Consider the following 12,287-nt stretch of genomic DNA (forward strand, 5'->3'; position numbering starts at 1 on the left):
AATTCTGTTTTCACTGAAGGCACGCAGCACTGCGCCGGAGCGCACTGATGGCACTCACTTTAGTGGCCTGCGACACGTCCCAATAGCACGGCGGGAGCCCATCCGGGAGATTGTTTACAAGTTGTTACCAAGCAGTAGGGGCACCGCAGAATACGGTGCCCCTACTGCTTGTGAATGGACTGCGGCGGCTACAGCCGGACCAGCATCTTGCCAGTGTTGGCCCCGTCCAGGAGGTCCATGAACGCCCGCGGCGCGTTTTCCAGCCCGTCCACGATCGTCTCGTCGTAGCGCACGGTTCCGTCCGCCAGCCAGCCGGCCATCTTCTCGGCGAACTCCGCCGCGTGCTGCCGCTGGCCGCCCACCAGGAAGCCGCGAAGGGTCAACTGCTTGCCGATCGCCTGCATCAGGTTGTGGGGTGCGGGAGTGGGTTCGGTGGAGTTGTACTGGGCGATTGCGCCGCACATGGCCACCCGTCCGCCCACGTTGAGGACCGCCAGGGCTGCCTCCAGGTGTTCGCCGCCCACGTTGTCGAAGTAGACGTCGATGCCGTCCGGCCCGGCAGCCTTCTCGAGCTGCTCGGGAACGGGACCATCGTGATAGTCGAAGGCCGCATCAAAACCAAGCTCCAGGAGCCGGGCCACCTTGGCGGGCGAGCCGGCCGAGCCGATCACCCGCGAGGCGCCCATGGCTTTGGCAATCTGCCCCACCAGGGAGCCCACCGCACCTGCCGCACCCGAAACGAAGACGGCGTCCCCCGGCTTGAACTCAGCTACCTTCAACAGGCCGGCATACGCCGTCAGCCCCGTCATGCCCAGGGCGCCGAGGAAAGCGGAAGCCGGTGCCAGGTCCGTGCGGGCCGGGGTGGCAGCGTTGCCGTCCACCACGGCGTACTCCCGCCAGCCAAGGGAATGCACGACGACGTCGCCCTCCTTGTGTGCGGACGAACGGGACGCAATCACCTCACCCACCGCCCCGCCGTCGAGCGCCTTGCCCACGGCGAAGGGGGCGGAGTAGGACTTGACGTCGTTCATCCGGCCCCGCATGTAGGGGTCCACGGACATAAAGAGGTTGCGCACCAGGATCTGGCCGTCTTCAAGCTCGGGCAGGTCAGACTCGGCAAGTTGGAAGTTGCCGCTGGAAGGACGCCCCACGGGGCGCGACGCGAGCCGGATTTCACGGGTGGTGGTTGCAAGTGCTGTGCTCATGCTGCGTACTCCAGAATCTTGAGGTCGACATTGATGTTGCCGCGGGTGGCGTTCGAATAGGGGCAGACCTGGTGTGCCTTGGCCACCAGGTCCTCTGCGGTGGCGAGGTCCAGTGCGGGCAGGGCGATTTCCAGCTCGGCAGCCAGCCCGAAGCCGGCTCCGCCGTCCAGCTGCCCCAGGTGGACCTTCGCTGCCACTGCCGAGTCGGTCAGGTCGGCGCCTGCCTTGCGGCCCACCAGCCGCAGTGCGGAGTGGAAGCAGGCGGCATACCCGGCGGCGAAGAGCTGTTCGGGGTTGGTGCCTTGGCCGCTGCCGCCCAGTTCGACGGGGCTGGCGAGGTCCACTGCCAGCTTGCCGTCGTTGCTGCGCGCAGTGCCGTCACGTCCCTCGCCGGAGGCCAGGGCCTCGGCGGTGTAGAGAGTCTTCACGAAAGATATCCGTCCTGTAGATGGGATGGTGCAGTAGTCGCCGCTCGGAGCGGCTTTGTCAGAGCGACCCGTGCAGTGCGGCCGTGAGCTTGCCCAGGGTGGTCCGCAGTTGTTCGAGTTCGTCCAGGGAGAGCCCTGCGGCATCGGCCAGCCGCTGTGGAATGGCCCTGGCAGGCCCGCTGAGGCTTCGCCCGGCGGCCGTCAGGTGGATGGCGACACGGCGTTCGTCCTCGACGGACCGCCGGCGTTCCACGAGCCCAAGGGCTTCAAGGCGCTTGAGGAGGGGCGACAGGGTGCCCGAGTCAAGGCCGAGCTCCCCGCCGAGTTCCTTAACACCGCGAGGCTCGCTTTCCCACAGCACCAGCATCACCAGGTATTGCGGGTAGGTGAGCCCCAGTTCGTCGAGGACGGGCCTGTACACGGCGGTGGCGGCACGGGACGCCGAGTAGAGCGCAAAACATACTTGCCGGTCCAGGCGGGGCGCTTCGGTCATAGTGACACCATAGCCCACAATTAAGTTGTGCACAACTTACCGCAGGCGGAGTGTCCCCTGTTGTACCGCCGTCGTGATTCCGCGACCGCGCCCGGCGCCTTTTCCTGGCAGCCCCGCCCGGGTGGGGCGGGCTTAGGGAACCTGTGCTTGCTCGAGGTCCCTGATGGTCCGCAGCGCCGCTGCCGTGAGGACCCGGATGCCCAGGCCCAGGGAGCGCTCGTCCAGGATGTAATCGCCGCGGTGCAGGTCGTAGTCCTCCCCGCCGGGCGTTTTGGTGCCCAGGCGCATCATCGCTCCGGGAAGTTCGGCAAGGAACCAAGCGAAGTCCTCGCCGCCCATGGACTGCGGAGTCAGCACCACTGCGCTCTCGCCGATTTCCGCGCGCGCGGCCGCCTCGATGATGGCTGTCTCGTGTTCGGAGTTCACCACCGGCGGCACACCCCTGGTGTGCTCCAAATGGACATCCACCCCATACGGCGCGGCCACCTGGTGGACCACTTCGTCGAGGAGTTCACCGGCGGCGTGCCAGGCGTCTCGGTCCAGGCACCGCATTGTTCCGGCCATGTAGCCGGTGCCGGGGATGGCGTTGGGTGCCGAGCCGGCGGTGATCTGGCCCCACACCACGGACACACCGCTGCGGACATCCACCCGGCGGGACAGCACGGCCGGCACGTTGACCGCGATCTGCGCCAGTGCGAACACCAGGTCTTCAGTGAGGTGCGGGCGGGAGGTGTGGCCGCCGCGGCCGGACAGTTCGATCCGGATGGTGTCCGATGCCGAGGTGATGGCACCTATCCTTGTGCCCACCTTGCCCACTTCAATCCTGGGATCGCAGTGCAGCGCCAAGATTCGCGGTACACCGTCCAGGACACCCTGCTCGATGCAGGAATGCGCGCCGCCGGGCATGGTCTCTTCGGCCGGTTGGAAAATGATCCTTACGGTGGCGCCGAGGGGTGCCTCCTGATGCATCCGGTTCAGGACCAGCGCAATGCCAAGCATGGTGGCTGTGTGCACGTCATGGCCGCAGGCATGGGTGACACCATGGTTTTTCGACGCGAACGCCAGGCCGGTTTCCTCGATGATGGGCAGCGCATCGATGTCGCCGCGCAGCGCGGTGGCGATGGGCCCTTCGCCTACGTCCACCGTCAGCCCGGTACCCTCCAGCCGGCGGGGGCTCAGGCCGGCTGCCTCGAGCCGTTCGGCGAGCTTGTCCGTGGTGCGGAACTCCTTGAAGGACAGTTCCGGGTGCGCATGCAGGTCCCGGCGGAATTCGATCAGTTCCGGCAGCAGCGGCTCGAGCCACGGAGCCACCCGTGCGGTGGGCTCGGCTTCTGTAGTGTAATTGCGCACTGCTTCACTCTAGCGACGGTAGAGGCCTTAGTACCCATTCACTGACGCCTCATTACAGCCCGGCCCTGCCGGCACGCGCGGTGCCGGCAGGTTTCCGCATCAGAGGACGTCCGTGTCCCCGCTGGCCTTGAGTGCGTCCACGGCGGCCTTCACGCGCTGCGAGTTGGCCATGGTGGTCACCAGGAGGGCGTCGGGTGTGTCCACGACGACTACGTCCTGGATACCGATCAGTGCGATGACACGCTTGGTGTCGGTGACCACAACCCCGCTTGAGTTCTCGGTGAACACGCGGGCGCCTTCGCCCAGGACCGTGACATCGTCAACTTCCTTTGCGCTGTTCAGCCGGCCAACGGAGGCGAAGTCGCCCACGTCGTCCCACCGGAAGGAGCCGGGCACGACGGCCACGTCCCCGGCTTCAGCGGCGGGCTCGGCCACTGCGTAGTCGATGGCGATCTTCGGCAGGGTAGGCCAGATGCGGGCGGTGACCTCGTCACGCTGCGGGGTGTCCCACGCCCTGGCGATTTCCTGCAGGCCCTGGAACAGCTCAGGCTGGTTGGCCTCAAGGTGCTTGAGCATCAGTGACACGGGCGCCACGAACATGCCGGCGTTCCATACATAGTCACCGCTGTCCACGTACTGCTGTGCCACCGCTTCGTCAGGCTTTTCGACGAACTCCACCACGTCGTGCGCGCTGGGCGCCCCTTCGATGTGCAGCGCCTTGCCGGAGCGGATGTACCCGAACCCGGTGGAGGGGTGGGTGGGCTTGATGCCGATGGTCACGATCTTGCCGGTTGCGGCCGTATGGATCGCTTCGCGGACGGCCTGCTGGAAGAGGTTGTCCGGGCTGATGACGTGGTCGGCGGCGAAGGAACCCATGATGGTGTCGGGATCGCGCTCGTGCAGGATGGCCGCCGCGAGGCCGATGGCCGCACCGGAGTCCTTGGGCTCCGACTCAAGGACCAGATCGGCGTCCTGGACTTCGGGAAGCTGGCGGCATACGGCGTCGCGGTGGGCATGGCCGGTCACCACCAGCATCCGGTTGCCCGCCAGCGGGTGCAGCCGGTCGTAGGTGGCGCGCAGCAAGGTGCTGCCCGATCCCGTGAGATCGTGAAGGAACTTGGGAGCTGCTGCTCGTGACAGGGGCCAGAGGCGGGTCCCCACTCCGCCTGCCGGAATCACCGCAATGAAGCGGTCAAGGGGTGAAGCCGGGCTTGTCACTTTGTCTGTACTCATCACGGCTACTTTAGCGGACGGCCCGCAACGGGTTCATGTGTCAACGCATGGGTCCTGCGTTTTGGGACACGGCCGCACTCAAAAGCCGACGGCAGTGTGGCGTTTGTCTCATTTCCCCGGAAAATCCGCACCAGCGCTGGACACCAATAAACTCCTAAATTGAATAAGCTGTTAGCGGAGCCTAGATTTAGGCCTGAGCTACGAGTGCTCTCGCAGCAGGCGTTCCCCCCGCATGGATCTCATGCCAGCGCCGCTGTGTCGCAGGGAGGTTTATCAGTGCCGACAAAACCAGCTGGCACCTTGTACCGCGGCCGTGAAGGCATGTGGTCCTGGGTAGGACACCGCATTACCGGTGTAGTGATCTTTTTCTTCTTGTTGGTCCACGTCCTGGACACCTCCTTGGTGCGTGTGTCACCGGAGGCCTACACCGCCGTGATCGGCGCCTACAAGAACCCCCTGATGGCGCTGGGCGAAACCGGCCTTGTTGCCGCAATCGTGTTCCACGCCTTCAACGGCCTGCGGATCATTGCGGTCGACTTCTGGAAGAAGGGCGCCAAGTACCAGCGGCAGATGCTGTGGGCAGTCCTGGCCCTCTGGGTCGTGACCATGCTCGCTTTCTCCATCCGCCACCTCTCCCTCTCCCTCGGAGGTCACTAAGCCATGACTGCAACGATCGAGAGCCCCCGCAGCGGGCGGATCGCTCCCCAGTACCGCCGCAGCGGCGGCTCCCGGGGCAACTTCGAGATGATCGCCTGGCTGTTCATGCGCCTCTCCGGCGTAGTACTGGTGGTGCTCATCTTCGGCCACCTGTTCGTGAACCTCATGGTCGGTGAAGGCATCCACGCCATCGACTTCGGCTTCGTCGCCGGCAAGTGGGCGGACCCGTTCTGGCAGTTCTGGGACCTGGCCATGCTGTGGCTGGCAATGCTGCACGGCACCAACGGCGTTCGGACCATTATTAACGACTACGCCGAGAAGACCTCGACGCGCCGCTGGCTGAAGACCGTGCTCTACGCGGCAGCAGTGGTCATCATCCTCCTGGGCACCCTGGTCATCTTCACCTTCAACCCGTGCCCCGTGGTGAACGGCGTTGCCCTTCCGGGCGGCTTCTGCCCTGCCTAGCACTGGCCCAACCCCGGGCCCGCGGGCTTTACCCGCGGGCCCTGTTTTGCGGAGCAGGCAAAGCCGCCCCGTTGTTTCATAGCGAATTTTGAGAGAAAGAGCGTCTGGTATGCAGGTCCATAAGTACGACGTCGTCATCGTCGGTGCCGGTGGCGCTGGCATGCGCGCCGCGATCGAGTCCGGTCAGCGCGCGCGCACAGCAGTACTGACCAAGCTCTACCCCACCCGCTCCCACACGGGTGCGGCACAGGGTGGCATGTGCGCAGCCCTGGCCAACGTCGAGGAAGACAACTGGGAATGGCACACGTTCGACACCGTCAAGGGCGGCGACTACCTGGTTGACCAGGACGCGGCCGAGGTCATGGCCAAGGAAGCCATCGACGCCGTGCTGGACCTGGAAAAGATGGGCCTGCCGTTCAACCGCACGCCGGAAGGCCGCATCGACCAGCGCCGCTTTGGTGGCCACACCCGTGACCACGGCAAGGCTCCGGTCCGCCGTGCATGCTACGCCGCGGACCGCACCGGCCACATGATCCTGCAGACGCTGTACCAAAACTGCGTCAAGCACAACGTTGAGTTCTACAACGAGTACTACGTCCTGGACCTGCTGACGGTTGAAGAGGACGCTGTCCGCGCGGACGGCACGCCCTACAAGCAGAAGCGCGTGGCCGGCGTCGTCTCCTACGACCTCGCTTCCGGTGAGCTGCACGTGTTCCAGGCCAAGTCCGTGGTGTTCGCCTCCGGCGGCGCCGGCAAGGTCTTCAAGACCACCTCGAACGCCCACACCCTGACCGGTGACGGCATGGGCATCGCCTTCCGCCGTGGCATCCCGCTGGAGGACATGGAGTTCTTCCAGTTCCACCCGACAGGCCTTGCCGGCCTGGGCATCCTGCTGTCCGAGGCCGCCCGCGGCGAAGGCGCAATCCTCCGCAACTCCGAGGGTGAGCGCTTCATGGAGCGCTACGCCCCCACCATCAAGGACCTGGCGCCGCGTGACATCGTGGCCCGCTCCATGGCCAACGAGGTGCGCGAAGGCCGTGGCTGCGGCCCCAACAAGGACTACGTCCTCCTGGACCTCACCCACCTGGAGCCGGCGCACATCGATGCCAAGCTGCCGGACATCACCGAGTTCGCCCGCACCTACCTGGGCGTGGAACCGTACACCGAGCCCGTGCCGGTGTTCCCCACCGCCCACTACGCCATGGGCGGCATCCCCACGAACATCACCACCGAAGTCCTCCAGGACAACGACACCGTGATCCCCGGACTGTACGCCGCCGGCGAAGTGGCCTGCGTGTCCGTCCACGGTTCGAACCGGCTGGGCACCAACTCGCTGCTGGACATCAATGTGTTCGGCAAGCGCGCCGGCATCGCCGCAGCGGAATACGCAAAGACCGCACAGTTCGTGGAGTTGCCGGAGAATCCGCTGGGCTACACCACGGATCTGTTGGACATTGCCCGCAACGGCACCGGTGACGAGAAGGTGGCCCAGATCCGCAAGGAACTGCAGGACACCATGGACGCCAACATGCAGGTGTTCCGCACGGCGGACACCCTGAACCAGGTGCTGCGCGACATCGCGTCCTTCGAGGAGCGGTACAAGCACATCAACGTCCAGGACAAGGGCAAGCGCTTCAACCTGGACCTGCTCGAGGCCGTTGAGCTCGGCTTCCTGCTGGAACTGGCCAAGGTCATGACCGTGGCCGCCCTGCACCGCGAGGAATCCCGCGGCGGACACTTCCGCGAGGACTTCCCCGAGCGTGACGACGAGAAATTCATGAAGCACTCCATGGCGTACAAGGATGACCATGCGCCGGCTGACGGATCGGCGGAATCAATCGCCGGGATCCGCCTCGCCACCAAGCCGGTTGTCTTTACCCGCTACGAGCCGATGGTGAGGAAGTACTAAGATGACCGCTGAAATCGCTGAGCCAGCCTCAAGGGTTGAACTTCCTGCCGGCGTTGGCGGGGGCGGGGAAATCCCCACGTTCGACGTCCACATGCGGGTCCGCCGGTATAACCCGGAAGTTTCCGGGGAAGCCACCTGGGATGATTTCCACCTGACCATGTACGGCACGGACCGCGTCCTGGATGCCCTGCACAAGGTGAAGTGGGAGATGGACGGGACCCTGTCCTTCCGCCGTTCCTGCGCCCACGGCGTGTGCGGTTCCGATGCCATGCGCATCAACGGCCGCAACCGCCTTGCCTGCAAGACGCTGCTGAAGGACCTGGACACGTCCAAGCCCATCACGGTGGAGCCCATCAAGGGCCTGCCGGTGGAGAAGGACCTGATCGTGGACATGGAGCCCTTCTTCCAGTCGTACCGCGAGGTCATGCCCTTCCTGATCAACAAGGGCCACGAGCCCACCCGGGAACGCCTGCAGTCCGCAGAGGACCGTGAGCGGTTCGACGACACCACCAAGTGCATCCTGTGCGCCGCCTGCACGTCCTCGTGTCCCGTGTTCTGGACCGACGGGCAGTACTTCGGCCCGGCCGCGATCGTCAACGCACACCGCTTCATCTTCGATTCCCGTGATGATGCCGGCGACATGCGCCTGGAAATCCTCAACGACAAGGAAGGCGTGTGGCGCTGCCGCACCACCTTCAACTGCACAGAGGCATGCCCCCGCGGCATCCAGGTCACGCAGGCCATCGCCGAGGTCAAGCAGGCCATCCTGGCCCGCAAGGTCTAGGCACGTTCAACAACAGATATAACGGCCGACGGCGTCGCTCACCCCATGTGGTGGCGGCGCCGTCGTCGTCTCAGCACAAAAGCACGCCCGCAGAAAGGTTCCCCTGTGTCCCGCACCGAAAAAGTGTCCTTTGCCGGTTCCACCGGCGAGATGCTGTCCGGCATCATTGACGTTCCGGAGGGCCCCGTCAAGGGCTGGGGTGTCTTTTCGCATGGTTTCACACTGGGCAAGGACAGCCCCTCCGCATCCCGGATGTGCAAGGCATTGGCAGACAGCGGCATCGGCATGCTGCGCTTCGACAACCTTGGCCTGGGCGGCTCCGCCGGGGAATGGTCTGCCGGCTCGTTCAGCCACAAGGTGGCGGACACGGTGAAGGCTGCGGAGTTCATGCGCAGCGAAGGCAAGGCGATTTCCCTGCTGGTGGGTCATTCGTTCGGCGGGGCGGCGGTCCTCGCGGCCGCGCGGGAGATTCCGGAGCTCGAGGCGGTTGCCACCGTGGGTGCGCCCTTCTCCCCCAAGCACGTGGCCCACGTTTTCGATACCGCACTGGACCGCATCCTGAGTGAGGGCAGCGCTGAGGTGGACCTGGGCGGCAAGCGGGTGGAGATCCGCCGGCACTTCGTGGAGGACCTCGAAAACGCCGACCTGACGGACTGCATCAAGCAGCTGCATAAACCGTTGATGGTGCTGCACTCCCCCACCGACAACACCGTGGGGATCGAAAATGCCAGCACGATCTTCCAGACGGCACGGCACCCGCGGAACTTCGTATCCCTGGAGGGGAGCGACCACCTGCTGACAGGCAAGGGGCAGGCCGCCCGCGCGGCGCGGATCATCGCCGCGTGGGCCGACCAGTACCTCGACGCAGCCACTGCCTGACTTTGGCGGCCCCTGACGGGGAACGGGGACGGCCCGGGAAGGCCTGGCACCTGCGCCCTGGCGGCGACTGCACGCATCCCGCCGTCAGGTCTGGGGCGTTGCCCGACGTGCACCGAGGATGGGCTGGCGCGGAGCCCCTCCTGACCCCAAATCTGCCTCGCGAACTGCGGCCCACCCTGCCGAGACAAGGTAGACCTGGCTGACCAGGTTGAACCAGATGAGCAGGCCGATGATGATGGCGAAGGGCGCAAGGATGGGGTTGCGGCCGGCGCCGGCGAGCAGTTCAGTGCTGAAGATCTGCAGGACAGTGGTGCCCACGGCCGCCAGGATGGTGCCTTCCAGCAGCGCCCGGCGGGACAGCTTCAGCCCTGCGGCGAGCCTGTACATGATCAATGCCGTGACCCACCCCAGGACCAGCGGAACAACGATTTTGACCGACGTGGCCAGCGGGCCTGCCACTGCATCGCTGAGATGCAGGGCGTCGGATACCCACCCCGCCGCCGTGCCGAACACCAGCGAAGCGCCGGCACTGATCACCAAGGCCACGCCCAGCAGCAGGAGGATCCCCGCGTCGCGCAGCTTCATCAGGATGGGGTTGACCACGAGCGGAGGCAGCTGCAGCACACCACGGAGCCCGTCCCGGAGTCCGTTGATCCAGCCGAGGGACGTGATGACCGTGACTACGGCGCTGATTACCGCGGTCCAGCCAAGGCCGCTGGGATCCAGCAGGTCCTTGGGGTCCACCAGCCCCGGGCCTCCGTCGATCTTCAGTAGACCCGGAGCACTCGTGGCCACGCTGCTGACGATGGTGTCAAGAAGCGCCGGCTGGCCGCGGAGGACCAAGCCGGCGATGGAAAAGCCGGTGGCCAGCAGGCCGGTGATGGAGAAGAACATGTTGAACCCGATGCCGGCGCTCATCAGGGGCCCGTAGTGGAGCGCGTAGTGCCGGAATGCACGCATGGGCCGCAGGACGTTCAGGCGGGCGGTAAGCCACTGCACCAAGGCCATCAGGGCGCTGAACTTCCCCGCGGACTTCCGCGCCCGGTTCCATTCCATCCGTTTCTGGATGACCTCCAGCTTCAGCCGGGCGTGCTCGGTAGGCAGCGGCTGCTGGCTATCCTGCTTCGGTTGGGGCGTCCGCGGCAACGTCCGTGAACCAGGTGCCGGCGTGGTTGTCAGTTTCGGTCCCAAAGTCCAGCTCTTCCCGTAGCTGCCAGATGCCGTCCGCATCGTGCTCATAGAGTCCCATGCTAACCACGGGGAAGGTGGCCCTGTAGTTCTTGAGGACCGTTTCGGCATCATCCAGGCTTTCCGGGGCGACGTCGTGGGCGATGGTGACATGGGGATGGTAGCCAAAGGGCAGTTCGCGGTGGAGGGGTCCCTGCTGGAGCTTGCGGTGCAGGTCCACGCACTCGTCGAATCCGTCGTCGACGTTGATGAAGACCACGGGTGAAACGGGCCGGAAGGTCCCGGTCCCGGCGATGGTGACCTTGAAGGGACTCTGGCGCCGCGCTACCTCGCGGACGTGGCGTCGGGCGGCTTCCCAATCCTGGGTGGGGGTGGTGGTGACAAGCGTGATGTGCGCCGGCACCACGTTGGCCAGGGGGTCGCCAAACGACGCCCGCCAGCGCTGGAGTTCTTCTGCTATTTCGGCTGGAAAGCCCAGGATGACGCCCACGCTGATCTCTTCGCTGCGGGCCACGTCATGATCTGCAGCGGCATTCTGGCCGGAGTGGTCTCCGAAGCGGTCTGCCAGGGTCCGCTCCACCTGGTCGGCGGAGCAGGCACCTCCCCTGGCGGTGACGTTTCTCGAGGACATGGCGCTAGCGGACTCCTGCGAGGCTGAGCGACGGCAGGAAGCCCATGCGCTGGTACACCTGTCCGAGCGTGACCGAGGCGATCTCCCGGGCCCGTTCCGCGCCCAGCGCCAGCAGCCGGTCAAGCTCGGCTGGATCGGCCATCAGCTCGTTGGTCCGGTTACGGAGCGGGGTGATGAAGTCCACCACCACCTCTGCGAGGTCCACCTTGAGGTGGCCGTACATCTTTCCCTGGTACTCGGCTTCGAGTTCGGCCACAGACTTGCCGGTGAGCGAAGAGTAGATGGTCAGCAGGTTGGACACGCCGGGCTTTTCCTCGGCGTCGAAGCGGATGTCCGTGCCGGCGTCGGTCACGGCGGACTTGATGCGCTTGGCCGCGATCTTGGGGTCCTCCAGCAACTGGATGGCACCGTTGGGCGACTCCCCCGTCTTGGACATCTTGGCGCTGGGGTTCTGGAGGTCGTAGATCTTGGCGCTTTCCTTGAGGATCGTGGCCTCGGGGACGGTGAACGTGTGTCCGAACCGGGTGTTAAAACGCTGTGCCAGGTTGCGGGTCAGTTCAAGATGCTGGCGCTGGTCCTCGCCCACGGGCACCAGGTCGCTTTGGTACAGGAGGATGTCCGCGGCCATCAGGGTGGGGTAGGCAAAAAGGCCCAGGGTGGCGGAGTCTGCGCCGGATTTCTGGGTTTTGTCCTTGAACTGCGTCATCCGGGAAGCCTCGCCGAAGCCGGTGATGCAGTTCAGCGCCCAGGCAAGCTGTGCATGCTCCGGTACATGCGACTGGACGAAGAAGATACTTTTGTCCGGGTCGATGCCGGCTGCAATGTACTGGGCCGCCACGATGCGGGTGCGCTTTGCCAGCTCAGCAGGGTCAAAGTCGACGGTGATGGCGTGCAGGTCCGGGATGAAGAAGACGGCGTCGTATTCGGCCTGCATGTCCACCCAGTTACGCACGGCTCCGATGTAGTTGCCCAGGTGCAGGGAATCAGCGGTGGGCTTGGCACCGGAAAGGATGCGCTTTTTGCTGGCCGGGGAAGTCTGGCTTGTCATTGAAAAGAAACCTTCGG

General features: G+C 65.2%; 13 protein-coding genes. 5 read left to right on the plus strand and 8 right to left on the minus strand.

Annotation, left to right across the window (positions count from 1 at the left end; all coding sequences use genetic code 11):
* Positions 1 to 188: 188 nt before the first annotated feature.
* The 5 genes from IEW19_RS01595 to IEW19_RS01615 all read right to left on the minus strand — a co-directional run bounded on the left by IEW19_RS01595 (position 189) and on the right by IEW19_RS01615 (position 4,709).
* The gene (locus IEW19_RS01595; RefSeq protein WP_188569924.1) at positions 189 to 1,205 is read right to left on the minus strand and encodes an NADP-dependent oxidoreductase; all 1,017 of its coding nucleotides are present in this window, start codon (positions 1,203 to 1,205) and stop codon (positions 189 to 191) included.
* The gene (locus IEW19_RS01600; protein ID WP_188569925.1) at positions 1,202 to 1,633 is read right to left on the minus strand and encodes an organic hydroperoxide resistance protein; all 432 of its coding nucleotides are present in this window, start codon (positions 1,631 to 1,633) and stop codon (positions 1,202 to 1,204) included. Before IEW19_RS01600 ends, IEW19_RS01595 begins: the two co-directional genes overlap by 4 nt.
* A 58-nt stretch (positions 1,634 to 1,691) precedes the next feature.
* Entirely contained in the window at positions 1,692 to 2,126 is a 435-nt protein-coding gene (locus IEW19_RS01605; RefSeq protein ID WP_188569926.1) for a MarR family winged helix-turn-helix transcriptional regulator, read from the minus strand.
* Between the two features lie 132 nt (positions 2,127 to 2,258).
* A complete protein-coding gene (locus tag IEW19_RS01610; protein ID WP_188569927.1) occupies positions 2,259 to 3,476 on the minus strand; it encodes an amidohydrolase in 1,218 nt (405 codons plus the stop codon).
* A gap of 99 nt (positions 3,477 to 3,575) precedes the next feature.
* A complete protein-coding gene (locus IEW19_RS01615) occupies positions 3,576 to 4,709 on the minus strand; it encodes a mannose-1-phosphate guanylyltransferase (RefSeq protein ID WP_188569928.1) in 1,134 nt (377 codons plus the stop codon).
* Between the two features lie 276 nt (positions 4,710 to 4,985).
* Between IEW19_RS01615 and sdhC the strand changes: the two genes are divergently transcribed.
* The 5 genes from sdhC to IEW19_RS01640 all read left to right on the plus strand — a co-directional run bounded on the left by sdhC (position 4,986) and on the right by IEW19_RS01640 (position 9,403).
* Positions 4,986 to 5,366 (plus strand): succinate dehydrogenase, cytochrome b556 subunit, encoded by a 381-nt coding sequence (gene sdhC, locus IEW19_RS01620; RefSeq protein WP_188569929.1) that lies wholly within the window; start codon positions 4,986 to 4,988, stop codon positions 5,364 to 5,366.
* Positions 5,367 to 5,369: 3 nt separating this feature from the next.
* Positions 5,370 to 5,831 (plus strand): succinate dehydrogenase hydrophobic membrane anchor subunit, encoded by a 462-nt coding sequence (locus tag IEW19_RS01625; RefSeq protein ID WP_142030605.1) that lies wholly within the window; start codon positions 5,370 to 5,372, stop codon positions 5,829 to 5,831.
* Between the two features lie 109 nt (positions 5,832 to 5,940).
* Positions 5,941 to 7,740 (plus strand): succinate dehydrogenase flavoprotein subunit, encoded by a 1,800-nt coding sequence (gene sdhA, locus IEW19_RS01630; protein ID WP_188569930.1) that lies wholly within the window; start codon positions 5,941 to 5,943, stop codon positions 7,738 to 7,740.
* 1 nt (position 7,741) lies between these two features.
* Positions 7,742 to 8,524, plus strand: a complete 783-nt coding sequence (locus IEW19_RS01635) for a succinate dehydrogenase iron-sulfur subunit (RefSeq protein WP_188569931.1) — start codon at positions 7,742 to 7,744, stop codon at positions 8,522 to 8,524.
* A 105-nt stretch (positions 8,525 to 8,629) separates the two neighbouring features.
* On the plus strand, positions 8,630 to 9,403 hold the full coding sequence (locus IEW19_RS01640) for an alpha/beta hydrolase family protein (protein WP_188569932.1): 774 nt from the start codon (positions 8,630 to 8,632) through the stop codon (positions 9,401 to 9,403).
* A gap of 84 nt (positions 9,404 to 9,487) precedes the next feature.
* On the opposite strand, the gene IEW19_RS01645 is transcribed toward IEW19_RS01640, so the two are convergent.
* From IEW19_RS01645 to trpS, 3 genes are read right to left on the minus strand one after another with little or no spacing between them, the layout of a single operon-like run.
* On the minus strand, positions 9,488 to 10,459 hold the full coding sequence (locus IEW19_RS01645) for a YihY/virulence factor BrkB family protein (protein ID WP_188569933.1): 972 nt from the start codon (positions 10,457 to 10,459) through the stop codon (positions 9,488 to 9,490).
* Between the two features lie 58 nt (positions 10,460 to 10,517).
* Entirely contained in the window at positions 10,518 to 11,222 is a 705-nt protein-coding gene (locus IEW19_RS01650) for a 2'-5' RNA ligase family protein (protein ID WP_188569934.1), read from the minus strand.
* A gap of 4 nt (positions 11,223 to 11,226) precedes the next feature.
* On the minus strand, positions 11,227 to 12,270 hold the full coding sequence (trpS, locus tag IEW19_RS01655) for a tryptophan--tRNA ligase (RefSeq protein WP_188569935.1): 1,044 nt from the start codon (positions 12,268 to 12,270) through the stop codon (positions 11,227 to 11,229).
* Between the last annotated feature and the right edge of the window lie 17 nt (positions 12,271 to 12,287).

Source organism: Arthrobacter liuii (assembly GCF_014639275.1).
GTDB lineage: Bacteria > Actinomycetota > Actinomycetes > Actinomycetales > Micrococcaceae > Arthrobacter > Arthrobacter liuii.